The organism is Nostoc sp. (assembly GCF_036917935.1).
GTDB lineage: Bacteria > Cyanobacteriota > Cyanobacteriia > Cyanobacteriales > Nostocaceae > Nostoc.
Window position 1 is genome coordinate 128,622 of sequence record NZ_JBALEL010000027.1, and the last position, 26,386, is coordinate 155,007.

A 26,386-nucleotide genomic window follows, 5' to 3' on the forward strand; every position below is an offset into this window, starting at 1 on the left:
TCATTTTGCTTGCGGAAAATACCAAAATGAGTAAGTCAAATGGCATTTAACTCAGCACTCTTGATTAGGGTTGATAGCGAAGGCTAAAGTAAAAGCCATCATCCTGAGCGTTATTACCACGATCGCTCAGATCGATAAACGGAAATCCATAATCGAGCCGCAAAAACAGATTATCAATTCCCATTGCCTGATTCCACAAGAATCCTAAGCCTGCGCCCACCAAAAAAGTTTGATTGGGTAACTGATTAGGATTATTAGACTGATTCCAGACGGCCCCGGTGTCTAGAAACGGCGCAAGTTGAATTGTAGATAATCCCGATTCATTGCGCTGCACTGTGATCCGATCTTCGATCGCTACCCGAAATCCATTATCCCCAGAGCGGATATTTTGGCGATATCCCCTTACAGATTGTCCACCGCCAATCACAAATTGCTCAGAAGGTAAAAGGCTATCTGGTGTTAACTGCAAGTCTGCTTGAACGAGCAATAGATGATCGTTGCTGAGTTGCTGCACGCGCTGTATTTGACCTAGCCAACTGAAAAAGCGACCATCAGGGATGGGGTCATTGTTGATCGTTGCATCTAATATATCAATGCCAAAACTAAATTGCGATCGCAAAAACCAAGCTCCTTGGGGTTGGCGCCTGATATAATCTTGACCAAATTTAATTACACTGGTGCGGCTAACGCCATTGGCATCAGGCCCAATGCCAAAAGGGGTTGCGAGGTTATCAAAAAGGAAAGTTTGACCATCTTGATATGTAAATCCTAAAGATAAGGCAAATTCTTCTTTAGGCGATCGGATTAATGGTTGACGATAATTGATTTCATAAATATCCTGGTTTGCCCGAATGCCAAAGGCATTAAAGGGTGGCTCAGTAATTTCGTTGCGATTTAATGCCGCTCGAATCTGCACTTTGCCGTTCATGGCATTCACGGGAACTTGATAGCTAAAATCAAAGGCATCGGAACCACCAGAGAGTGTATGGTAATAGGAGCCAGCTAACTCATCTCCCATACCGGTTAAATTGCGCGATCGCAATTCAACACCCAATCTTTCTGCCCCAATGCTGGGAGGCGAATAATTATCTACACCCAAGCTACCAGTTAAAGGGTTTGCCTCTTCAACCCTGACAACAAGAATACTTTGAGCAACCTTACCCGTTGGACGCAGACGCGCTTCCACATTTGTAAATAAGGGATCGAGTCGCAACAATTTCAGGTGTTCTTCGAGCTTACCAGTATTCAGAGGAATACCAGCACCTAGTTGGATGCGACTACGAATATAAGATGGGTTTAATCGCCGCGTCCCCTCGATCTCAATCTCTGTCAAACGCCCTTCTAACACTCGAATTACCACAACACCATCGGCGGTACGAGATTGTTGAGTGTCTGGAATTGCTCTGGAATTTATATAGCCTTTATTTAGGTAAAGCTGGGTAATAGCATCTGCGGCTTGTCTGATTTCTTCTAAAGTTAAGTCCCGTTCTTCAAACGGTTTCACTACTGGATTAAAGTCATTTTCATTAAAAACTGTGCTACCTACAACCTGGATTTTGCGAACTCGAATACGTTGGGGGTTCGGTTCGGGTTGATTGGGGTTAGTTGCCGGGGCTGGTTCTGTTTCTTGTACTATTTGTAACTCTGACTGACTACTATTTTGAACCGAGTCCGGTGTAAAAATATTGGCTGTAGCTCTAAGTCCATTTGCCGTTACAATCCAGACCGCAGGTAGAATTAGCAAGCCGCACCGAAAACTGAAACTGTGCTGACTCCATTTAGTAGTTGCCAAACTCCGCCAAGTGTCTAACTGATCAGAGAAATAGACAATTCTTTGCTGAGTCGTTGCTCTAAGCTGAACATCAGTTTCTGTTTCTTTTCTCATTTATCCTCAGTGGAGTGCCTTATCTAACGACTGGGCTGATTTTGATTTTTGAGAATGCTATGGCTATATGAGTATTTCAATATCATATTTTTGACATTCAGATTTCAGAAGATTTGTAACTAAAACTATAATTAACAGCGATTTCTTCTACGTGATAGTCCCTAGCATTATATTGTGGTAATAGGTAGAAAACTTGGGAATACTTCGATGTCACCACTGATCTCCATTGTCATCGTCAATTACAACCGGGAGTCTTACCTTCAAGAAGCGATCGCTAGCGTCTTAGCGCAGACATGGCAAGACTTTGAGCTACTAATTTGGGATGATGGCTCTACAGATAGATCGGTGGCGATCGCAAACAAATATGTTCAACAAGATGAACGAGTCCGCCTAGTCCAAGCACACCATCAAGGAGTTGCTGCGGCTTGTAAAACCGCGATCCGCCAAACTAGTGGCGCTTACATTGGTATCGTAGACAGTGATGATATCCTAGCCCCTACCGCCCTGGCCCAAACCGCGACAGTCCTCAACCGCTACCCGGAAACAGGATTTGTTTACACCGACTACTTAAATATTGATCGAGACGGCAAAGTGATTGGCTACGGTCATCGTTGTGACATTCCTTACTCCCAAGTAGGTCTGTTGGTAAACTTCATGACTTTCCACTTCCGCTTAATGCGCCGTTCAGTTTACAATCGGGTGGGAGGTGTTAACGCCTCTTTTGCTGGCAGTGCTTATGATTACGACTTGTGTCTGCGACTTTCAGAAGTAACCGAGGTGCGCCAAGTTAAACAGCCTCTCTACTTATATCGAAATCATTCCCAAAGCATCTCTGTCACTAGAAAAAAAGAACAACTACTCTGGTCTGGTAAAGCGATCGCTCAAGCACTTTGGCGGCGCGGACTAGCAGAAAAGTTACAAATCGATGTAGAATTACTTACAGGTCGCTTCATTTTGCGACGCCAAAAATCTTTACTGCCCAAGATCGCCGCTTCCCTATTAGCGATTGTGCCTCTGGTGACAGCCATGAGTGCGGGATTAGCCCAAGCACAACAAATTGTCCCTGCTGCCGATGGGACAAACACAATTGTTACACCCAACGGCAATCGACTTGATATTAGCGGCGGTACAACTTCTCTTGATGGTGTTAACCTCTTCCACAGCTTTCAACAATTTGGGATTTCACCAGAACAAATCGCCAACTTTCAAGCTAGTCCAGCGTTGCAAAATATTCTTGGGAGAATTACAGGCGGGAATGCCTCAGTGATCAATGGTTTAATTCAGGTGACAGGTGGTAATGCTAACCTTTTCTTGATGAATCCCGCCGGATTTATTTTTGGAGCCAATGCTAGCTTAAATGTACCTAGTGCTTTCACGGTGACAACAGCTAATGGCATTGGTTTTGGCAGCAATTGGTTCAACGCTATCGGTGTTAATGACTACGCCAGTTTAGTTGGAAACCCCAACGGATTTGCCTTTAGTACGAACCAGCCGGGAGCGATCGCAAATGCTGGAAATTTGGCAGTAGGTGCTGGGCAGAATTTGAATTTATTGGGCGGTACTGTAGTCAACACTGGGCAACTTTCAGCATCGGCAGGGCAGATTACTGTCACATCAGTACCAGGACAAAATTGGGTGCGTCTCAGTCAACCAGGAAATCTGTTGAGTTTGGAAATTCAGCCCCTCGCCTCTAGTAGCAACCAACCCCATAACTGGACAATTCCGATTGCATCAATACCCGAATTGCTCACAGTTGGTAACACTGGGTTAACAGCCAATCCTGATGGGACTGTAAAATTAACAAACTCTAATGTGACAATTCCCACAACCCCAGGTACAACCATTGTTTCTGGGACAGTGGATGTATCGAGTCAAACAGGCGGGACGGTAACTGCTTTGGGTACAAAAGTGGCGGTGATTGATGCCAAAATTAACGCCTCTGGAACCAATGGCGGCGGCACAGTACTAATTGGCGGCGATTACCAAGGTAAGGGAAGTTTACCCAATGCCGAGCAGACTTATGTTGACTCAAACTCCGTCATTAATGCTGATAGTAATTTGAATGGAAATGGCGGACGGGTAATTATTTGGGGTAACGACACAACCCAGTATTTTGGTAAGATTTCGGCTCATGGAGGAGCAAATGCTGGGAATGGTGGTTTTGTAGAAGTATCAGGCAAAAATTTCTTAACCTTCAACGGTTTGGTAGATACTTCAGCCGCCAATGGCAGCTTTGGCACTTTATTGCTAGACCCCAGCACATTGACAATTATCGATGCCGCAGTGGGTGATTTTGATGCCACAGCAGGGAATATTGCCTTTAACGATGCAGATATTGGGGCTAACACCGTTTCTTGGGGTGCGATCGCCGCTTCGGGTGCAAATATCAACTTACAGGCCACAGGCAACATTACCATCAACGACATCACCGGAGCTACACCCGGAGTAACTAGCGCCGCTGGTGTTGCTACATTAAACTTGGGCGGTGGTAGCTTTAACCTGTCCTCACAAAACGGTTCTGTAAACTTTGTTGACCCTACCAACACAATCCAAACAACCGGAGGAGCCATCAACATTTCCGGCGCTAGCTTACTACTGGGAAATCTAAATACAAATAGTAATTCTTCTAGCAATAGCGGCAATGTCACCTTGTCTGCGAGTGGCGATATCACAGCGGGCAACATTATTGCTAATGGTCAAGGCTACTCGGCAGGTAATATTACAGTCGAAAGTACAAGTGGTGGAATTACCCTAAATAACCTAGACACTAGCAATATTCAAGGGTTTTCTGGATTTGGATATGGTGGCATTATTATTACAGATGCGGGAACAGTAAGTTTGACTGCCGCAGGTAACATCTTCACAGGTACTATTAATTCCTCTTCAAATGAAGCTAATGGCTCAGGTAGGGCTGGCGATGTAGTCGCAACAACCACAGGCAGCAGTATTACCACAGGGGCAATTAACTCCTCTGTAGTCAAAGAAGCAGGTGGCGATTTTATCGGGGCGGCTGGTGCGGTCAGCTTAAGTGCTAGAGATAATATCACCGTTAATGGCCTGATTGATGCCTCAGCGATCGCCACTGGAGTCGATGGGACTGCAAATGTTACAAGTGGCAACGTTACTTTACAGACTACCAATACTGCTGGTAGCAATATTCGTTTTACCAACATCAACACACAGTCCATAGCGGACGATTTTGTTGATGGAAACACTGTTCAAGGTGGCAATGTGCAAGTGCTAACCAACGGACTGATTCAAGGAATCGGCACGGGTGAAGCGATCGCAACTGGCGGATTTTTTACTAGTGAAGTAGGTACTAACGTTCAACCTCTTGTGGGAGGTACTATCAGAATTCAACACGATGGTGGCCCAAACAATGTAGATTTTATCGTCGGTGATGCAAGTGTCAATGGCACAGCAGGGTCAATCAATAGAGGGGACAGTTTAATCACCTCTTTAAGTAACTTTCCAGTCTTGCCTAATGGTGGAGATGCTAGCGGTACCCCAACCGGCATCACCATTACTTCCGTCAATACCCCGCCGACAGTGACGACAAACCCGCTTCTCTCATCCAATGCTCAACCCAATCAAACTTTGACCTTTACATTTACTGCCAGCACTAGCGATGTCAATTTAGATAACACCTCCGTTTTAATTGATACTATCCAAACAGGAACTCTCAGACGAGGCAATACAGTTTTAGCAGTGGGAGACACATTAGTTGTAGGTGAAACACTAAATTACACACCACCAACTGATAGCACAGGGCTAATTAATGCTTTCACCGTCAGAGCTAGCGATGTCGTTTCATCCTCAACACCTGTACAGGTAGCAATCAATATCAGGCCAAACGACACGACAAACGACACACCAAACAACACACCAAACAACACACCAAACATCTGCACATTCCTGTGCAATCCAGTTAAACCGATTGACCCTGGCCACAATAATCCTCAGATTAATCACCCCGTTCTGAATACCGATTCCACTCCCGAAAGCAATTTCACAGATGATTTTGCCAACCATTTAGGCATACCCACTCCTAGAATCAAAACCCTGGATGATGCCAAAGAAATTGCTCGCAAAATTGAGGAAGCGACTGGTGTTAAACCTGCATTTATCTATATCAGTTTTGTCCCTGTGGAGATTCTACCAGGAGTAAATTTTGGCAAAGCTCAAAAATTTACGAAACAATTGAATACGATCCCAGAACAGGATAGCGACCAACTAGAAATAGTGGTAGTAACAGGAAAAGGCGATCCGATCCGCAAGCGCATCCCAGAAACAAGCAAAGCCAAAGTTCTCCAAGTAGCTCAGGAATTTCGCGATCAAATCGTTAGTCCCCAAAACCGTCGCCGCACCGGTTATTTGCGTTCATCTCAACAACTTTATCGCTGGATTATTGCACCACTAGAGGCAGATTTACAGGCGAGAGGAATCAACAATCTGGTTTTTTTACCAGATATCGGGTTACGTTCAACCCCAATGGCAGCACTTCACGATGGTAAGGGGTTTCTAGTAGAAAAATACAGTATTGGCTTAATGCCCAGTCTGAGCTTGACTAACACCCTTTATAAAGACATTAAAAAATCTCAAATTTTAGCATTGGGGGTTTCTCAGAGTACTCAGGGGCAAGAGCCTTTACCAGCAGTCCCCCTGGAGTTATCAACACTAGTGTCTAAACTCTGGCAGGGCAAATTATTGTTAGACAAGCAAGCCACCTTAGAAAATCTCAAAACAATCCGCCGCCAACAACCTTTTGGGATTATTCATATAGCAAGCCATGCTGATTTTGCTACCGGCGCTTTGAGTAATTCTTATATTCAACTGTGGGAAGACAAATTACGCTTGAATCAATTACGACAGTTGCGGTTGAATGAACCTGAAGTTGAAATGTTGGTACTGAGTGCTTGTAGAACAGCTTTAGGGGATAAAGAATCCGAACTGGGATTTGCGGGTTTAGCAGTGCTGGCAGGAGTGAAAACTAGTGTTGCTAGTCTTTGGTCGGTTAATGATGCTGGGACAGCAGCGTTGATGACAAAATTTTATCAGAACTTAAAGACATCTCCGATTAAGGCAGAAGCCCTCAGACAGGCTCAGGTAGCTATGGCCAAAGGGCAGATTTACGTCAAGGATGGACAAGTGCAAGGTTTGGGAGTAGTTGGGAACTTGCCTTTACCTGCTGACAGTGCTGATGAATCACTTATGCATCCTTATTATTGGGCTGGATTTACAATGGTTGGCAATCCTTGGTGAAGATAGGGAATCGGGAGTAAGCAGAGGTAGAGGGAGAAAGAGATTTTTCTTGTTGCTATTCATCTAAGTGAGTTCGACGCAGAATTGGTATTACTATTAGTAACTTGAATCGAGCGACGTATTCCTACCGGATACTACGGATGAAAGATGTGTCTTCTTGAAGATGAACGCTACAATCTATCAGAAAAGCAAAGAAATAGTTAAATCCAGAGTGGCTTCATGACGGCTAATTTAACACCTACAGCAACATTTGACTTTGTGAGCGTGCTATCCCAAGCTGCGGCTGCATATCGACAACCAAAAGGCATACGCCCTAGTGCTGAAATATTAGTAAATGCGTTGCTACAAGCAGAAAAAGCTGGCAAACAACAACGGTTGACTTATCCGTTTGAGTTTCTTCTCGGTAAATGGCAACTTTGCTTTGTCACAGGCACTAAGAAAGTCAGAGAGCGCGGGGGAATTGTATTAGGCAAGGGTTTGTATGTACCCAAGTTTATTGCCGTCTATGTTTCCTTTAATGCCACTTTGTCGCAGGATTCAGACAGAGGCGAAATTGCTAATCAGGTTGAATTGAACCCAGTTTTATTGAAGCTCACGGGGCCAGTGCAATATTTAGGTAAGAAAAATTTATTGGCGTTTGACTTTAACCAGATGGTTATTAGTCTGTTTGGTCGTGTTGTTTACAATAGAGCAATCCGTTCTGGTAAAGTTAAAACAGAAGATTTCTACAACCAGCCTATAGCTAAACTACCCTTCTTTGCCTTCTTTTTAGTCACAGAAGATTTCATTGCAGCTCGCGGTCGTGGGGGAGGATTAGCATTTTGGATTCGAGAAATTTAAAGATGCTTTCAGGAAATCAGGCAGTCTTGCTGGAGGCAGGAGGGAAGAGGATTTGACTTGTTTGTTTCATTTGTAGCAAGTGGGGCATCCTTCTTTAGGAATCAAACAAACACTTCATCTCATGTCCGCTTGATTACTTCGGGACTGATAGAGTTCGCCTGATTTGGTCTTTTATCTTGCCTTGTCAGAGAAGTATATGCTATTATTGATAATTGTGTGGTTAAGGACGTATAGCTCAGTTGGTTAGAGCGCTACGTTGACATCGTAGAGGTCACTGGTTCGAATCCAGTTACGTCCATCACTTGTATGCAATGACACATTGTTTATCATCATTGACAAACAATGTGTCAATTGCGACTTTTTTTCCCTACTCCCTGCGGTCTTAATCATAAGTCTTTAACTAGACACTATATGAGAGATTAATAGTGCTGACCTACCCAAACTGAGTTGGGTTAGTCCGCAAATACACGTATGCAGCTAGATGAAAATTAGATTATTCTATAAGCAAAATATTACTGTGATTTTTGAAAGTTTTTATAGATGTAAATGGTTTATTTCAGAGGATTTACGGTAACGATAACCAAAGCGATCGCGGTACTTTAATTTTAATATATCTTAATATTATCAGATTAAAAAACTCAGAAAGGATGACGGACACAGAATGTAGAAGCTCAAGCTAATACTCGATTCTAGCCTATGGCTAGTACGATAAAACTTTGAGGAAGGCCGAACGTAGTTCTCCTTTAGAATAGGTTTTTATGATGGAATTTTTAAATAATTTTTTCTCTACTAGCGAGTTTATTCCCCACGGACATTGCTACCTCTGGAAACCAGGATTGGTGTGGTTGCATCTGGTTTCAGATGTGTTGACTGGACTTGCTTATTATTCAATTCCAGTGATGTTGGTTTATTTTGTCCGTAAACGGCGAGATATACCTTTCGGCCGGATATTCCTAATGTTTAGCATATTCATCGTTGCTTGTGGCACAACCCATTTAATCGATGTATGGACGCTTTGGCATCCTACCTATTGGCTATCAGGGTTACTCAAAGCTATCACCGCTTTTGTCTCGGTATTGACGGCTATAGAACTTGTGCCATTAATGCCGCAAGCGCTGGCTCTACCGAGTCCTGCCCAACTAGAGGCTGCAAACTACCAACTAGCAAAGGAAATTGCTGAACGCATACGAACTGAGGAGGTGTTGAGGGAAAGTGAACAACGCTGGCAATTAGCTTTGCGCGGCAATAATGATGGAATTTGGGACTGGAATCTTAAAACCAATGAAGTTTTCTTCTCACCTCGCTGGAAAGAAATGCTCGGTTACGAAGACAACGAAATTTCTAATCATTTAGATGAATGCTTGACACGAGTGCATTCGGATGATCTCAACTGGGTGATACAAGCGGTTCAAGATCACTTTGCTCAGAAAACACCATTTTACATTACCGAGTATCGAGCTTTATGCAAAGATGGCACCTATAAATGGATTTTAGATCGAGGGCAAGCACTGTGGGATGAAGATGGTAATGTAGTACGAATGGCAGGCTCACATACTGACATTACCGATCGCAAGCAAGCAGAGGAGACACTAAATAGCCTACTTAACCAACTAGAAAGCAAGGTTGAGGAACGGACAGCAGAGTTAACAAAAATCAACGAATCTCTACAGGTAGAAATTACTGAGCGCCAGCGAATAGAAGAAGCATTGCGGGAAAGCGAACAGCGATTTCGTGCTGCATTCCATCAAGCTGCTGTTGGCATTGCCCATGTCGCAATCGATGGAAGCTGGTTATTAGTTAATCAGAAGCTTTGCGATATTCTCGGTTACACACTCGAAGAACTAGAGTTGCTCACTTTTCAAGATATTACTCACCCAGAGGATCTTAACATTAACCTAAAATATGTTGACCAGATTTTAGCAGATAATATTCAAACTTACTCGATGGAAAAGCGCTATTTCCGCAAAGATAATTCCATAGTTTGGGTTAATCTTACTGTGTCTTTAATGCGGGAACCTAGTGGGGAGGCAAAGTATTTTATTTCTGTGGTCGAAGACATTAGCGATCGCCAAGCCGCGCAGCGCGAACGCCAGCAGTGGGAGGAACAAATTAAAGCATCACTGTTAGAAAAAGAGGTGTTATTAAAAGAAATTTATCATCGGGTCAAAAATAATTTACAAGTTATTTCCAGTCTGCTAAACCTGCAATCTGCCTATATCAAAGACAAAGATGATTTGGTAATATTTCAACAAAGCCAGCAGCGGATTGCATCAATGGCTCTCGTTCACGAAAAATTGTATCAATCTCAAGACTTGGCAAGGATTAATTTTGGTGAATATATTCGAGATTTGGTAGCAAGTTTATTTACTGCTTATGAAGTCAATGAAGATGCGATCGCTTTGAGAATAAATACCGACGATGGTGTTTATCTCGGCTTAGATACAGCAATCCCTTGTAGCTTAATTATCCATGAGCTTGTATCTAATTCCTTAAAACATGCATTTCCTAAAGTGAGTAATGGTTCAATTGATATTGAAATTAAGAGAACAATTAATCACGATTTAACATTAATAGTTAGTGATAATGGTATTGGCTTACCACCAAACTTTGATTTAAAAAAACTAGCATCATTAGGCTGGGAGTTAGTAGATGCTTTAACCGATCAGTTAGCAGGAAATATCAGTATTACAGGCGCTACTGGAGTAGAGTGTCAGCTGACATTTCCTTTACCATAAATACACAATTAATAAAAAATGACAAACGCAAAAATTTTAGTTGTGGAAGATGAAGCTATTGTTGCCAAAGACTTACAATATCGGCTTAGAAAATTTGGTTATACAGTTCCTGCCATCGCTTCTTCAGGAGAAGAAGCGATTAATATAGCAATAGAAATATCCCCAGATTTAGTACTAATGGATATTAAGCTCAAAGGGGCAATGGATGGGATAGAAGCTGCTCAAGAAATCTATAAGCGTTTGGATATTCCAGTAATTTACTTAACTGCTTATGCGGATAAAAGCACATTAGAACGAGCTAAGATAACTGAGCCGTTTGGCTACTTACTCAAACCTTTTAAAGAAAGAGAACTACAAATAAATATTGAAATAACTCTGAATAAACATAGTTTAGAAAGGCAATTAAAAGTTAACAAAAAATGGCTGGATGCACTTTTAAGAAGTATCAGCGATGGTGTGATTGCTAGCGATTTGCAAGAATTGATAACGTTTATGAATCCGGTTGCTGAAAAGCTGACTGGATGGAAACAAGAAGAAGCTTCTGGTAGAAATTCATCAGAAGTATTCAATATTGCCAATGCCGAAACTCATAATCCTATTGAAAATCCGCTTGTAAAAGTTCTTCAAGATGGTATTATCTTCAGTCTCCCAGCAGAAACTATTTTGATTGCTAAAGACGGTGCAGAAATACCAATTGATGACAGCGCTGCACCCATTAAAGATGATAAAGATAATATTATAGGTGCTGTGTTAGTGTTTCGAGATATTACTGAGCGGAAACGAGCGATTGAGGCGCGTCAAAAGCAAATTGAGCAAGAGCAACTTGTGGTGCAATGGGAGGAGATAAATCAAGTCAAAAACGACTTTTTGAATTTAGTTTCTCACGAATTGCGATCGCCTCTGAGTAATATGAAGATGATGATTCAAATGATACAATTATCTAATAATACTGAGGAAGCTCAACGCTATTTAGAAGTGATGGAAGGTGAGTGCGATCGCGAGCTAGAATTAATTAACGATCTACTAGACTTACAACGGCTAGAAAGCTCATCCTATCCAGTTATTACACCTGATGCGTTGCTCTTACAACAGTGGTTAGTTTGGGTTATTGAGCCGTTTCAAATCCGTGTTCAAAAACATCAGCAAACTCTACAGCTGAATCTCCCTTCAAATCTCCCCCCGCTGTTCTCAGATGGCATGAGTTTGGAACGAATCTTGGTAGAATTGCTGAATAATGCCTGTAAATACACATCTGCGGGTGGTGAAATTGTCCTAAGTGTAACTCACAATTCCTCGGAAGCGCCCGGAAAAACTATTATTACTATCAGTAATTCAGCAGAGATTCCGGTAATAGAGTTACCACGAATATTTGAGAGATTTTATCGCCTCCCCAATGCAGATATCTGGAATCAAGGTGGTTCGGGGTTAGGTTTATCTATAGTAGAGAAATTAGTCGAACAACTGCAAGGAAACATTCAAGTAGAAAGTGGCAATGGATGGACTACATTCACTCTCAGATTAACTGATTTATAGTACTCGACAACCCAAAAATTGCTAGGTGAGGGTGGGAGTGGGAAAAAGTTTCATGTTGTGAAATTTTTGGATACTTAGCAAAGCTGCTTTGGTAGACTCATCGGTTTTTGACTTCTATTAAAATTTCATGAAATTTTTGCTACAGGTACATTGCTAGGAACGTTATCTATACGCTTCTAAGCCGATTAATATGTCGTAAAGATTTTTGGAAATGGTATGAGATAATTAAAGCAAATTATTAAATATCGAAAAATGTCATTACCTATATCTTCCACACCTCAAGGTTTTAGTGCATTCATTACTAATTTGGGAATACGAGATACAACTGATGATTTTGTATTTATTCAATCATCAGTTCCTTGTGTTGCAGATGGAGTCTTCACTCAAAGTCTTTTTGCTGGGCCAAGTGTTACTATTAGCCGCGAGAATTTAAAAGATTCACAAGCACAAGGAATTGTCGTTATATCTAAGAATGCAAACGTAGCTAATGGTTCTGTTGGCATTGCTGACGCTCAAGAGGTTTTGCAATTAGTTGCAGATGAAACTGGAATTGCTGCACATAATATTGTGATAGCTTCTACAGGTGTAATTGGCAGACGTTACCCGATTGAAAAAATCCGGGCTGGTTTATTAGGATTGGGCAAAAAATTGACTGCTGCTGATTTTCATGCCGCAGCCCGTGGTATTATGACCACTGATACAGTAGCGAAACTGGCTACACGACAAATAGGAAATGCCAAGCTGGTAGGAATTGCCAAAGGTGTTGGTATGATTGAGCCTAATATGGCTACCCTCCTAACTTTCTTTTTTACTGACGCTGCAATTTCTGCAAATAGCCTTCGTTCTATTTTTCGTTCTACTATAGATAAAACTTTTAATTGCCTGAGTGTAGATACAGATACTTCTACTAGTGACTCCGCCGTGATTCTAGCTAATGGAATAGCCGGTGAAGTTTCCGAACCAGATTTTGCTAGTGCATTGCAAGAAGTTGCACAGGAATTGGTGCTGAAAATCGCCCGAGATGCAGAAGGTGCTACTAAGATAATTGAGGTAACTGTAGATTCAGCGATTAACTATGCACAAGCTAAAACAGTAGCTAAAGCAATTGTGAATTCACCATTAGTAAAAACCGCCGTCTATGGAGCAGATCCGAATTGGGGACGAGTTGCTATGGCTATAGGCAAATGTGAAAAGGAACAGCAGATAAATCCAGAACGAGTTGTTATTAGTTTTGATAATGTCAAGGTTTATCCTAATAGCTTAACTGATGAAAATCTGGAACAGTTGCGGCAAATTATGTCGAAAGATCAAGTAGATATTCATGTTAGTCTTAATATTGGTGAAGCCTCTGCAACTGTATGGGGTTGCGATCTTTCAGAGGGTTATATAGAAATTAATGGTAAATATTCAACTTGATTAGACCTTATCAGGGCGGGCGAGATGCCCACCCCACAATCATATTGGAAAAATATTAGTGCAAATTAAAGGCGCAACAGCTTATATCATGTCCGCTTAATAACTTACGATAGTCGTTGCGAGTGCAACGAAGTGGAACGTTCGCGTAGCCTCTCCAAGAGTTGCAATCACAAGGGTTCGGAGATTGCTTTACTTCGTTCGCAATGACAACTAATCAGCCGGACATGATATTATTAGGGTTTGAAACCCACGGAGGTGGGTTTTGTTTGTGTAGACGCGGTTTCTAACCGCCTTTTTAATTACAAACCGATTTACTCACAACAATTTATCTGGTGTAATTGGCAGGTCACGAATCCGCTTACCTGTGGCATGATAAACTGCATTAGATATGGCAGCGGCTACGCCAACAATTGGAAGTTCCCCCAGGCTTTTGGTTCCGAGTGCATTCACATAAGGATCGTGTTCTTCAATAAATTGCACTTCCATATTGGGGATATCTGCATGAACGGGAATCAGGTAATCGGAAAGATTGGCACCAACTATTCTGCCCTGATTAGTATCCATTACGGTTTTTTCCATTAGCGCCATACCGATTCCCCATGTAATCCCGCCGAGAACTTGACTCCGCGCTGTCTTGAAGTTGAGAATTCGCCCAGCACCATAAACGCCTACGCAACGTCTGACTTTGATTTCTCCCAACAATTCATCGACTGCAACTTCCACAAATATCGCCCCAAATGAGTGTTTGGCGTATAGTTTGCTGTCTGCGCTGAGTGAGGATTCCTCTGTAACTTCTAAACTTTCTAATCCATGACGGCGCAGAATATCGATGTAGCTGTCTCGCTTCGATGGATCTTGTTTTAAAAATATTTGCCCTGACTCAAAGGTAATATCTTCTGCTTGAGATTCGTAAAGCAGAGAATTTGGATCTTTGATCGCCATTTTAATTATCTTATCCCGTGCAGCGATCGCTGCTTTATGCACCGCCGGAGAAACACTCGCAACTGTAATTGAGTTCCCGGCAATCGGGGCTTTAGGAAGATTGGTATCACCTAATTCAAACTGCACTGGTAAGCCTAATACTTCAGCGGCTACCTGCGTCATCACTGTATACGTGCCAGTACCGATGTCTTGAGTACCACTTTGTACTTTCACTTCTCCAGTGGCAAAAATTTCTACCTTGACTGATGCAGTTTGAGCGTTGGTGGGAAATGTTGCACTTGCCATTCCCCAACCTATCAGAAAATAACCATCCCGCATGGAACGGGGGACTGGATTGCGTTGTAACCAACCAAAAATTTCTGCCCCTTTTTGATAACATTCTTTCAGGGATTTACTTGACCAAGGTAATTCTTGGTGCGGATCGATATCTGCATGATTTCTCAGTCTTAGTTCAATTGGGTCAATATTTAAAGTGTATGCCAGTTCATCCATTGCTGATTCTAGGGCAAACATTCCCGTCGCTTCTCCCGGCCCACGCATAAAGGTTGGTGTGGCAGTATTGAGACGTGCCAAACGATATTTAATTTCCAAATTGGGACAAGCGTAGATCATTATTGTTGCAGCACCCACAGGTTCTACAAAGTCATCAAACAGGGAAGTTAAGGATGTACCAATGTGATTGATGACGGTTAGTTTGCCTTCATTGGTTGCACCTAACGTTAGCTGCTGCTGAGTTTGGGATCTATGTCCGCAAGCTGTGTACATTTGCGATCGCGTTAGCACAACTTTTACAGGGCGCTTTACTTGACGAGATGCGAAAGCAGCTAAAATAGTATGCGATCGCAGCAGTACTTTACAACCAAATCCTCCCCCTAAATATTTGGAGATGACGCGGACATTTTCTTGAGGAATATTTAGAATAGATGCAATTACTCTTTGGGTTGCAGAAATGCCTTGAGTGGTTTCATACAATGTCAAATTATCCCCTTCCCACATTGCGATCGTTGCAGAAGGTTCTAGGGGATTATGATGTTCCATTGGCGTGGTATAAACTTGCTCTACCAGCACATCTGCCTGGGCTTTCCCTAATTCTACATCCCCTCTGGTAATTTTACCTGGCATCATGCCAAAAAATATTGATTCGGGTTCAAATATCTCTGTGTGTGCCGTTGTGACTGTAGGAATGGCTTCTTGGTAGATAATTTTTACCCTAGAGGCAGCAGTTTCAGCTTGTTCTAAAGTTTGGGCAATTACAACCCCCAGATGTTGACCATCGTAGTAGATGTTATGGTCTTTTTCGGTTGACTGAGGTTGTTGAGGGCCAAAGAAGGGTATTTTTACCAGAGATGGGGTTTGTTGGTAAGTAACGATATCTAACACACCAGGGGCGATTGCGGCTGCGGATGTGTCTATTTGGATAATTTTACCGCTGGCGATCGCGCTTTGAAAAATCACTCCATAAGCTAGATTATCTATTGGCACGTCTGCTGTGTAGGGTGCTTCTCCCGTAACTTTCAGTCTGCCATCAACGCGATCGAGTTGTTTACCGATAATTTTATTCATAATCTTTCTGCCACAACTGAGAGGGCGCGTACCAAAGCGCGTTTGACTAATTCAATTTTGAATTCATTGTGTGTTTGCGGTTTCGCTTCTTTGATAGCTACTGCGGCGGCGGCTGTAAACGTCGCTTCATTGATTGGTTTTCCTGGAAGAAATTCCTCAGCTTCCCATGCACGCCAAGGTTTGGGTGCTACTCCCCCAAAAGCGATTCGTGCTGATTTGATGATATTTTGTTCTATATCTAAGGCAACAGCTACGGAAACGAGAGCAAATTCGTAAGCAGCTCGATCTCTTACTTTTAAATAATGAGACTTATGTGCAAAATCAGCCACTTCAATGGCAACAATTAATTCTCCCGGCTGTAATAGAGTTTCATTTGCTGGTGTCTCACCTGGTAAGAGATAAAAATCATGAATTGAAACTCGACGTGCTTTTTCTGCCCCTTGGATGCAAATTACCGCATCTAATGCTGTTAGGGCTACAGCTAAATCTGAGGGATGAACGGCAATACAATGTTCACTCGCCCCGAAAATAGCGTGCATTCGATTGTAACCTGTAATTGCCGAACAACCTAGACCGGGAGTGCGTTTATTACAAGAAAAAACCGGATCGCGAAAATAACCACAGCGAACTCTTTGCAGTAAATTTCCGCCCACTGTTGCCATATTTCGCAGCTGCGGTGAAGCGCTTTGTAATAAAGCTTGGCTAATTACTGGATAACATTCTTGAATTTGGGGATGAAAAGCTACATCACTCATGCGAGAGATAGCACCAATGCGGATTCCATTCGCAAGAAATTCAATATCTGCTAAGGGCAAACTATTAATATCAATTAATATATTCGCTGTTTGAACTCCATCCTTCATCAATCCGAGTAAATCTGTACCACCAGCAATAAATGCAGCAGTTTTGTCTTGCTCAACTGTGGCGATCGCAGTTTCTTGTGAGGTAACTTTAGCATAACTAAATGGCTGCATCTTCCATTTCCTCTAATACATTCCAAATCGCGGCAATAATATTCGGGTATGCTCCACAACGGCAAAGGTTTCCACTCATTTTTTCTCTAATTTCTGCCTCCGATTTTGGCGATTCTTCTAATATCATCCCTACGGCTGAGATAATTTGACCCGATGTACAGTAACCACATTGAAAAGCATCATGGGTAATAAAAGCTGTTTGCATGGGGTGGAGTTTGCCATCTTGTGCTAATCCCTCAATTGTGGTAATTTCAGCATCGATGTGCATTACTGCTAGCGTCATACAAGAGTTAATTCGCCGATTATTAACTAATACAGTACATGCACCACATTCACCGCGATCGCAAGCTTTTTTAGTGCCCATCAAACCCAGCTTTTCCCGAAGTGCATCCAGTAAAGTAACACGAGGTTCTAGCTTTAGGGTGTAGGAAACATTATTGATATTCAACGATAAGTCTACTTCCTCTAAACCGAATATTTTTAATTCCTGAGTTAGTGAGTCTGAAGTTATTGGGGCTAAGGAATTTTCTTTCATGTTTTATGCAGATAATAATTAGATCATTACTTTTAGTAAAATAGTGCTGAGTTGCAAGTAATAATTGTTACTCAGTACTTTTATCGTAACGATAATGTTTAAGTAAATAGGCAAGTTAGAGATTTTTCTGGTAATTCTACATTTGTTTTATATTTGTCAGTTGTTAAATACTTGCCATCTAGCCATTTTTAATCCGGTGAGGTACAAGTATGCAAATAGACCTAACCCCCTTCCCGCTTCGGGAAGGGGGAACAATTCAAAGCCTCTCTCGTTTTAGGAGAGAGGAATGGAAGTGAGGTCAAAATTGTACCTCACTGGGTCGATAACCGCTATATTTATTTTCACTGTTACTATAGTAGCGATAAAATGTCTGAGGCTGCTCTAGTTTAACTTCCTGACATTTAGAATCCAAGAAGGTAACGGCAATATCAGAATATTTTAGATCCCCCTAAATCCCCCGATAAATTGGGGGACTTTGACTCCGGTTCCTCCCTTTTTAAGGGGGGTTAGGGGGGATCAAAGTGCCTAAAATCACAGCCAAATACTTTTCAAACATCCTCTTAAGGAGGATTGACTAAAAAGTACTCAGGAGTCAAAATAACGACTGTCGATCTAGGTTGCAGAGCAACTGTATTTAGGCATGGAGAAAGCGGATATATTCGTAGGGATATTCTGAATATTGACTTCTAAATTATGAACACTAATCTAACTCAGAAATTATCCAAACCCATAGTAGAGAAAGTTGCTATTATCGGTGCTGGCCCAGGCGGTTTGGCTGCTGCTATAGCACTGAGAAGTCAAGGAATAGACGCTCAAGTATACGAAAAAGCCCAAGAATTTCGCCCGGCGGGAACTGGACTAGGCTTGGCTCCTAATGGCTTAAATTCTCTAGATGCGATCGCGCCGGGAATTGTCGAAACCCTCAAAAGTTCAGGGTGCGAGGTTCACCACACGGTTTTAAAGAATATTCAGGCAGAAACAATCCGAACTAACGCAACTAAATATTTAGAGCAATACGGACAACCGTTGTTGACTGTTTGGTGGTATCGTCTACAGCAAGTCTTAGCCTCGAGATTGCCCTCTGACATCATTCATCTCAATCATCGCTGCATCGGCTTTCAGCAAGATGACAACGGTGTGGAAATTCATTTTGATGGCGAAAAATCGGTATATGCAGATTTGCTGATTGGGGCTGATGGCGTCAACTCTGTGATCAGAGAAACTTTATTTGGCGAGGGTAAGCCTAATTATATCGGTAGTATGTGTTGGCGTGCCGTTATCAATTATCACCACGAGCTATTTAATGACTATGAACTAGTTTTTGTCAAAGGCAATCAACAGTTTATGTACCTTCTCAATGTGGGCGGCGGCTATACCAGTTGGATTAGTCGGAAGTTCTCGCCTGAATACTCCCTTTCCCACAGCGCCGATGAGGTGAAGTCTCGCATTCTCCATGAATTAGCCGACTGGGATGAATCCTTTCGGGCGGTGGTCAAAGCCACACCAGCCGAGCAAATTTGGGAAGGGCCGATTTGCGATCGCCCACCGTTAACTCAATGGAGTCACGGCAGAGTCACTCTCTTAGGCGATGCCGCTCATCCAATGGCGCCTGCTATGGGACAAGGAGCCAATACCACTTTTGAAGATGCATACCAACTGCGAGAGTGTTTTTCTGATTTTGCTAATCTCCAAGAAGCTCTGACTAGCTACGAACAGCGTCGCATCGAGCGCACAAAAATCATCCAAGCTCGTAGTGCCTTGGGTGAGATGCGGTACTACGACACTAATACCGTGGCATCTACTGGGCAGACGCAAGAGCGGCAAATGAGTCTTAATGATGATTTTCACAAATGGGTGTACAATTTCAAGCCATCTGTAACCAGTTAAATTTTAGTGTGGTATCGAGTAAAGCTACTTTTATCACAATTAGCGCAAAAACTTATAGGAAGTGCTAATCTTATCGAGTAATTTGAGAATATCAGAAGTGACTGTTTTTAGTCAAGCTCTCAAACACAACAAATTCGTTGAATAATTGAGAATTATTCGCGTAAAATTAACATAAATTCATCAAATTGTTAATTTTTGTGCCAAGTGACGCCATCACCTTTTTGGGATAAAGTGAAGTATTAAATCTCCTTTTGGAGTTGCTAATTTACTCCTATTTTTGGTCGAAATTGAGCGGAAGTAATCAGCTTAGTATCTATCTAATTTTAATTTCTTGAAAATTCTCAATTGTTAGATAGATTTCTTCATCAGCTATTTGACTATCGTAATCGATATTAATTTGGGTTGGATAGCCGAGTTTAGCATTATATCGTACATCCAGGCTGTATGCCTTACGGTTGATAGCATCTTGAATCACATTAAAAAGCTTGGGAATTGTGTTGTATTTTTCAAAGAATTGTGGATTAATTGGTTTACCTGTAGCTACAGAAGTGATTGAAGCTGTTCGACCATTGCGTACTTCAATAACTACTGGCCCTCTAGCATCTGGTATACAGAAGCAACTGTTACTAACCGTAATGCGATAGTTAGAAATATTTGCCTGATCCCACAAACGGCTATTAAATCTTAAGCGTCTGAAATTCAAGTTATTATTTGTTTGCCTTTGACATTGTGCTTTCTCTGCGCTGGTTTCGGACATCGCTGGGAGGTTCAGACCTAGAGATAGCAATAGTGTTGCACTGATAATGATAGGTAAACGCATATTAGTCTATGTTAGTTTTAAAAACCCTAATTATTATTATAATACAGCAAATTTTAACTTCTCTACGAGAGGCTATTTAAAGAAACTTTATCTTTTAATTAAAATTCTTTCAGAGATAAATAAATCTACATTTTTTAAGAATACCCATCCATAGTTCAAGTTTCAATATATCAATTAGGAACTTTGCTAAAAGATTTTTGATTATGCCTGCTTCGTCCAAGCGATGCCTACGGCTAGCTACGCCTACGCAGCAATTCTTAAATCTTGCGTACCTATCTGGATTGAACTAATGAGAAAACAAGGACAACAAGAGACTTTCAAGCCTGTTTGTTTCCTGTTGCCTGGTAGAGTATAAATTATAATTCTCCCCGGACTTTAAAGTCCGGGGAGGATTCAATTATCCCTAATTAGCAATGCTGATAATCGCGGCTATTGCGATCTAGCTGCAAGCTTGCAGACATGCCTTAGATTCTGGGGATTTTGAGAGATGTGTGATTACGCAACGATCTCAAAGTTTGTAGTTGCTAATACTGGTGAGGCTGTGAATTGATTGTTATCGTTATCAATGTTGGCAAACAGACTACCTGTCCCAAAGCCTGGTGATGTTAAGTTTTGGTTGTAGAACAAGTTACCAGTTCCAACACTGTAAGTAATGAGTCCAGAGCTAGTTGCTGCTGCTGCATCATTAGCTACTATCTTAATTTGGGACAGATAATTGAGTCCTACGAAATTTGTCTTATCGAGGACAATTTTATCACTATAGCTGCTGAAGTCAGTAATTTTATCTACACCCAGATCAGCACTATTGAACCAAGTGCCTGAGTTGAACACAAAGCGATCGCTACCAGCACCACCAGTCAGGATGTCATTACCTTTACCACCTCGTAAGGTATCATTACCAGCATCTCCATAGAGATTGTCATTGCCAGCACCACCATAGAGGATATCATTACCCTCACCACCAAAGCCTCTCAACGGTGTCGCTGTGCCACTACCATCCAGGAAGTCATTTCCAGCCCCGCCTGTGAACCATACCGCATTTACAGCAGTCCCAGACAGGTAGTTGACATCGAGGATGTCATCACCTCCACCACCATTGATTTCAAACCTTTCGGCGCTGTCTACAGTTAAGGTGAAGGGAACCAGGTTCAGCCGATCAAAGATTGCTCTACCTTGAGCATCTTGTTCCAGGCGGAAGTTGTCTCCCACACCCGCGCCGTTGACCTCAACCACGTCATAACCAGCGTTACCACTGATTCTGTCGCTACCGTCACCATTGTTCCAGATCAGGCGATCGTTGCCGTTTCCGCCGATGAAGGTGTCGTTGCCACGATCTCCGAGTATGGTATCGTCCCCGTCTCCACCAGATAGAAAGTCGATACCATCGCCACCTCGTAACAGATCATTACCAGCACCACCATAGAGGTTGTCATTGCCAGCACCACCTGTCAGGCTGTCATTACCCTCACCGCCCAAGCCTCTCAACGGTGTCGCTGTGCCACTACCATCCAGGAAGTCATTTCCAGCCCCGCCTGTGAACCATACCGCATTTACAGCAGTCCCAGACAGGTAGTTGACATCGAGGATGTCATCACCTCCACCACCATTGATTTCAAACCTTTCGGCGCTGTCTACAGTTAAGGTGAAGGGAACCAGGTTCAGCCGATCAAAGATTGCTCTACCTTGAGCATCTTGTTCCAGGCGGAAGTTGTCTCCCACACCCGCGCCGTTGACCTCAACCACGTCATAACCAGCGTTACCACTGATTCTGTCGCTACCGTCACCATTGTTCCAGATCAGGCGATCGTTGCCGTTTCCGCCGATGAAGGTGTCGTTGCCACGATCTCCGAGTATGGTATCGTCCCCGTCTCCACCGGCTAGAAAGTCGATACCATCGCCACCTCGTAACAGATCATTACCAGCACCACCATAAAGGCTGTCATTTCCACCAAAACCATTGAAGTTATCAGAAGCGGCATTACTAGTACCTATATCTGCTCCATTAGTCGGCCCTGGGCCTGGAATCCAATTTACTGCCATGATTAATACTCCTAATTCTTAATTTTTAAGTGAACAATCAGTTACTAATACTTTATTTATAAGAAAAGTATCAAAGTACTAGTTTCTGTCTACCAACTAGAAAACTTATAGTTTGTAGCTGATAAGTATTACTCAGAGATATGTTCTTCTTTTATGCAGAATATTGGTTTTTGTAAAATTTCTTCACTATGAACTTTATAGACTGACCTGACTACATTCTGACTTTTCACGTCATCTTAAAATGAAAGAATAGCTCGCGAATGCCTTTTATAAACTAGCTTTCAACTGATTGAACTATTTTCGCTAAAGTTCCAATAAATCTAAGTAGCGTTGAATAAATGACAATATTAAATACTAAGCCGTGTTCGTATTGTGACTTTAGTGACAACTGCTTAAATCATTGTGCAGTATTAATAAGTGAGTGTTTATCTGTAAAATATTGTGAGTCTTTATCCAAAGTATTTAAGAGGATGTTTGAAAAGTATTTCGCCGTGATTTTAGACACTTAGCGATCCCTCCTAACCCCCCTTAAAAAGGGGGGAACCGGAATTAAAGTCCCCCAATTTATCGGGGGGAACCGGAATTAAAGTCCCCCTTTTTAAGGGGAGCCACTGCGGTCTTGGGGTCTCCCCAAGTGAAGCAAGTGGCGTGGATTTAGGGGGATCTAGAACGTTTTGATACCTACAATAGGACTTTTCAAACATCCTCTAACAGCAGCTACTAAAAATAAATTCCTTTAGTCCTCGACTCAGGGGTTTTACTGAAGTTGAAGCATTTATTTTTGCATTTACTCTCAAACAAGTATTTATAGCGGTTCTCGGTTGAGTGAGGTACAAGAACCCCTCCCCGCAAGCGAAGAGGGGGCTAAGATGCACCTCATGTGATTAGGAAACGCTATATCTAATGAGTAAAATGTAATACTTTAATCTGATTCAATATTTCCGTTCTAGAGTTAGGTGAATTCGACGGTTCATATCGTGTCTGCTGGATTGCCCATAATAAAAGAACCTCACCCTGGTTTTGCATAAGACCTCTTGCATAAATCAAAAATAAAGAACCCCACCCCGCATTTGAGTAAAGCAAACGCTCCCCTCCCGAAGAGCGGGGAGGGGTTGGGGGTGGGGTGTTATGGACTTTTGCAAGAGGTCTATAGCAAAACCTGCCCCTCTGCTTAAGGAGAGGGATGTGCGATAGGACAGAGTGAGGTTTTAGATTTTGGGTAATCGGATAACTTGTGTGTACACCGTAGCCTAGTAGGCTACGGCTGAGGGAGAGTCCAGGCAGGAATCACAAGTAAGTTACCGAAGATGAATATCATTCCCTCGCTCACAAGCAGGGAATGAGAGAATACTAACTCGCGGCTAAATTGCCCCAACCGACGTAGGGTAATTTTACAGCCGTTGCCCGAACTTGGTCAGCGTTAGCTACTAACTGACCGCAAGCATCCCAAGTTCCAGAAATAAATGTGCTTCTGGTACCTTCTTCGATCGCAACTGGGGCAGTGAAATCACCAATTTGCACTTGCAAAGTTTCCAGATTTACCGTCACGGCAGCTTGAGGATTGGCAGCGACTAACTCTTGCAGTTGTTTAACAGTAACAGCATCGGCTGTCAGACAAGGTATGCCCATTGCCACACAGTTACCGAAAAAGATTTCGGCGAAGCTTTCACCGATTAAAGCTTGGATTCCCCATTTGGCGATCGCTTGGGGTGCATGTTCCCGTGATGAACCACAGCCAAAGTTACGGTTAACTATTAAAATCTTCGCGCCTTGGTATTGGGGTTGGTCAAAGGCATGTTCACCTTTAAGTGCTGTCCGGTCATCAATAAACGCGCCTTCGCCTAACCCATCAAAGGTAACGGCTTTCAAATATCGCGCGGGAATAATCCGATCGGTATCTATATCATTGCCCACTAAGGGTATACCGCGCCCTGAAACTGTTTTAACTTCACTCACCATAAACTTAAGTTCTTACTTGAATAATTGAGATTTCTCCATTCCCCTCGCTTGCAGGGAGGGGTTACAGCAACTCGCGCACATCAGAAACTTCGCCTTTAATCGCAGCAGTGGCGACCATCGCCGGACTCATTAACAATGTCCGACCGGAGGATGAACCCTGTCTTCCTTTAAAGTTGCGGTTAGAAGAGGAGGCGCTGATTTGTCTTCCTTGTAGCTTATCGGGGTTCATGGCCAGGCACATCGAACATCCCGGTTCACGCCATTCAAATCCAGCTTCCTGAAAGATTTTATCCAGTCCTTCAGCTTCCGCCTCTTCCTTCACCCTTTCAGAACCAGGGACAACGAAGGCTTTGATTCCCTCTGCAACATGGCGACCTTTGGCGATTTTCGCAGCTTCTCGCAAATCACTAATTCTGCCGTTGGTGCAACTACCAATGAAGCAGACATCTATTTTGGTGCCCTTAATGGGTTGACCAGGATATAAATCCATATAGCGGTAAGCTTCTTCGGCAATAAATCGGTCTTCTTCCAGCAGTTCTTCTGGCTGAGGTATTGACTGGTTGATACCGATACCTTGACCGGGAGTAATCCCCCAGGTAACAGTCGGAGAAATTTCCGCAGCGTCGAATACGACCACATCATCGTACTGGGCATCAACATCACTCTTGATCGATTGCCACCAAGCCACTGCTTGATCCCAATCTGCATCTTTGGGGGCAAAATCTCTGCCTTTGAGGTAATCGTAGGTGACTTGATCGGGATTGACGTAGCCGCATCTAGCACCGCCTTCGATCGCCATATTGCAGACAGTCATCCTTTCTTCCATATTCATTTGCTCAAATGTCGTACCTGCAAATTCGTAGCCATAGCCCACACCACCTTTAACGCCAAGGGTGCGGATGATATGCAGAATGACATCTTTGGCGTAAACTCCTGGGTTGAGAGTGCCGTTAACTTCAATTTTGCGGACTTTCAGTTTCGAGAGGGCGAGGGTTTGGGAAGCGAGAACATCCCGGACTTGACTAGTACCAATACCAAATGCGATCGCACCAAATGCCCCATGACTGGAAGTGTGACTATCTCCACAAGCGATCGTCATTCCTGGTTGAGTAAGTCCCAGTTCGGGAGCGATCACATGAACTATACCCTGACTACCAGAACCAATATTGTAAAAAGTTATGTTATTTTCTTGACAGTTATGTTCGAGCGCCTGAATCATTTCCTCTGCCAAGCTATCGGCAAAGGGACGCGCCTGATTTTCTGTGGGCACAATATGATCGACCGTGGCAACGGTACGCTCTGGAAACAGTACTTTTAGACCCCTCTCGCGTAACATTGCAAAAGCTTGGGGACTGGTGACTTCATGAATTAGGTGAAGCCCGATAAATAGTTGCGTCAGCCCTGAGGGAAGTGTACCAACGGTGTGTAAGTCCCAAACTTTATCAAACAGGGTACCTTTGCTCATACGTCAATCAATATTTAAAGAGTCCGGACTTAAATAGTATCAAAAAAGAGTCTAGTTTTTTGCAGATCACTTAAATATTACTTACCTCATACTCCCCTCTCGAAGAGCGGGGAGGGGTTGGGGGTGGGGTTCTTGTACCTCGCTCAAGGGACAACAGTCCTAAAACCATTAGCTCACCTTTGAGGTAGCAAAAGCAAAAATTCTCCGAAATATTGAGATGCAAAGATTTGACACTCCCCGCGATAAATCGACGGGGATTCTTAGTTCAACGAAACCACAAAACCAGTGATTCCTTGCGTCGTCTAAACCAGAGGTGGGATTCTCCCTAAGCGTTAATTCGGGTATGCCCTACCCTATTTGCATTAGTGAGGCAGTGCGTTGGGCGGCTATGCCGACTTGTTCGCGTAGCGTCTCCCCTTGGGAGAAGCAACTGCCGTGCAAGTCCTGTTTCGTTTGAAACAAATTGTTTCAAAATGCTGATTCGTCTAGCCCCTATAAACCTTTTACCTACTGCTAGGAGGAAACTAGAA

The 26,386-nt window shown here is 42.8% G+C and carries 15 protein-coding genes and 1 tRNA gene; 8 read left to right on the plus strand and 8 right to left on the minus strand.

Going from position 1 to position 26,386, the window contains the following annotated elements; genetic code table 11:
* Positions 1 to 64: 64 nt before the first annotated feature.
* Positions 65 to 1,885 (minus strand): ShlB/FhaC/HecB family hemolysin secretion/activation protein, encoded by a 1,821-nt coding sequence (locus tag V7K62_RS11800; protein ID WP_334864107.1) that lies wholly within the window; start codon positions 1,883 to 1,885, stop codon positions 65 to 67.
* A 207-nt stretch (positions 1,886 to 2,092) separates the two neighbouring features.
* Here V7K62_RS11800 and V7K62_RS11805 point away from each other — a divergent pair, with 207 nt between their 5' ends.
* The 6 genes from V7K62_RS11805 to argJ all read left to right on the plus strand — a co-directional run bounded on the left by V7K62_RS11805 (position 2,093) and on the right by argJ (position 13,671).
* Positions 2,093 to 7,147 (plus strand): CHAT domain-containing protein, encoded by a 5,055-nt coding sequence (locus V7K62_RS11805; protein ID WP_334864108.1) that lies wholly within the window; start codon positions 2,093 to 2,095, stop codon positions 7,145 to 7,147.
* Between the two features lie 219 nt (positions 7,148 to 7,366).
* Positions 7,367 to 7,987 (plus strand): hypothetical protein, encoded by a 621-nt coding sequence (locus tag V7K62_RS11810; RefSeq protein WP_334864109.1) that lies wholly within the window; start codon positions 7,367 to 7,369, stop codon positions 7,985 to 7,987.
* Between the two features lie 224 nt (positions 7,988 to 8,211).
* Positions 8,212 to 8,285 (plus strand) — tRNA-Val (locus tag V7K62_RS11815).
* Positions 8,286 to 8,745: 460 nt separating this feature from the next.
* The gene (locus V7K62_RS11820) at positions 8,746 to 10,722 is read left to right on the plus strand and encodes a PAS domain S-box protein (protein WP_334864110.1); all 1,977 of its coding nucleotides are present in this window, start codon (positions 8,746 to 8,748) and stop codon (positions 10,720 to 10,722) included.
* 18 nt (positions 10,723 to 10,740) lie between these two features.
* Entirely contained in the window at positions 10,741 to 12,255 is a 1,515-nt protein-coding gene (locus V7K62_RS11825) for a hybrid sensor histidine kinase/response regulator (protein ID WP_334864111.1), read from the plus strand.
* Positions 12,256 to 12,507: 252 nt separating this feature from the next.
* A complete protein-coding gene (argJ, locus tag V7K62_RS11830) occupies positions 12,508 to 13,671 on the plus strand; it encodes a bifunctional glutamate N-acetyltransferase/amino-acid acetyltransferase ArgJ (protein ID WP_334864112.1) in 1,164 nt (387 codons plus the stop codon).
* A gap of 315 nt (positions 13,672 to 13,986) precedes the next feature.
* Here argJ and V7K62_RS11835 read toward each other — a convergent pair whose 3' ends face one another.
* The 3 genes from V7K62_RS11835 to V7K62_RS11845 are packed head-to-tail and all read right to left on the minus strand — an operon-like array spanning position 13,987 to position 17,685.
* On the minus strand, positions 13,987 to 16,176 hold the full coding sequence (locus V7K62_RS11835; protein WP_334864113.1) for a xanthine dehydrogenase family protein molybdopterin-binding subunit: 2,190 nt from the start codon (positions 16,174 to 16,176) through the stop codon (positions 13,987 to 13,989).
* A complete protein-coding gene (locus V7K62_RS11840; protein ID WP_334864114.1) occupies positions 16,173 to 17,150 on the minus strand; it encodes an FAD binding domain-containing protein in 978 nt (325 codons plus the stop codon). Before V7K62_RS11840 ends, V7K62_RS11835 begins: the two co-directional genes overlap by 4 nt.
* A complete protein-coding gene (locus tag V7K62_RS11845) occupies positions 17,137 to 17,685 on the minus strand; it encodes a (2Fe-2S)-binding protein (protein WP_334864115.1) in 549 nt (182 codons plus the stop codon). Before V7K62_RS11845 ends, V7K62_RS11840 begins: the two co-directional genes overlap by 14 nt.
* Positions 17,686 to 18,378: 693 nt before the next feature.
* Here V7K62_RS11845 and V7K62_RS11850 point away from each other — a divergent pair.
* A complete protein-coding gene (locus V7K62_RS11850) occupies positions 18,379 to 19,572 on the plus strand; it encodes an FAD-dependent oxidoreductase (protein ID WP_334864116.1) in 1,194 nt (397 codons plus the stop codon).
* Positions 19,573 to 19,885: 313 nt separating this feature from the next.
* Here the strand turns inward: V7K62_RS11850 and V7K62_RS11855 are convergent, their stop codons facing one another.
* A complete protein-coding gene (locus tag V7K62_RS11855; RefSeq protein WP_334864117.1) occupies positions 19,886 to 20,392 on the minus strand; it encodes a DUF6174 domain-containing protein in 507 nt (168 codons plus the stop codon).
* A gap of 495 nt (positions 20,393 to 20,887) precedes the next feature.
* Positions 20,888 to 22,432 carry a calcium-binding protein gene (locus V7K62_RS11860; protein WP_334864118.1) on the minus strand — a complete coding sequence of 515 codons (1,545 nt, stop codon included), beginning with the start codon at positions 22,430 to 22,432 and terminating at the stop codon, positions 20,888 to 20,890.
* A gap of 338 nt (positions 22,433 to 22,770) precedes the next feature.
* On the opposite strand from V7K62_RS11860, the gene V7K62_RS31525 reads away from it, so the two are divergent.
* Complete coding sequence (locus V7K62_RS31525) at positions 22,771 to 22,941, plus strand: IS4/Tn5 family transposase DNA-binding protein (protein WP_442937258.1); 171 nt, start codon at positions 22,771 to 22,773, stop codon at positions 22,939 to 22,941.
* 841 nt (positions 22,942 to 23,782) lie between these two features.
* Here V7K62_RS31525 and leuD read toward each other — a convergent pair.
* Both leuD and leuC read right to left on the minus strand, forming a co-directional pair.
* Positions 23,783 to 24,391 (minus strand): 3-isopropylmalate dehydratase small subunit, encoded by a 609-nt coding sequence (gene leuD / locus V7K62_RS11865; RefSeq protein ID WP_334864119.1) that lies wholly within the window; start codon positions 24,389 to 24,391, stop codon positions 23,783 to 23,785.
* A 61-nt stretch (positions 24,392 to 24,452) separates the two neighbouring features.
* Positions 24,453 to 25,856 (minus strand): 3-isopropylmalate dehydratase large subunit, encoded by a 1,404-nt coding sequence (gene leuC, locus V7K62_RS11870; protein WP_334864121.1) that lies wholly within the window; start codon positions 25,854 to 25,856, stop codon positions 24,453 to 24,455.
* Positions 25,857 to 26,386 lie beyond the last annotated feature (530 nt).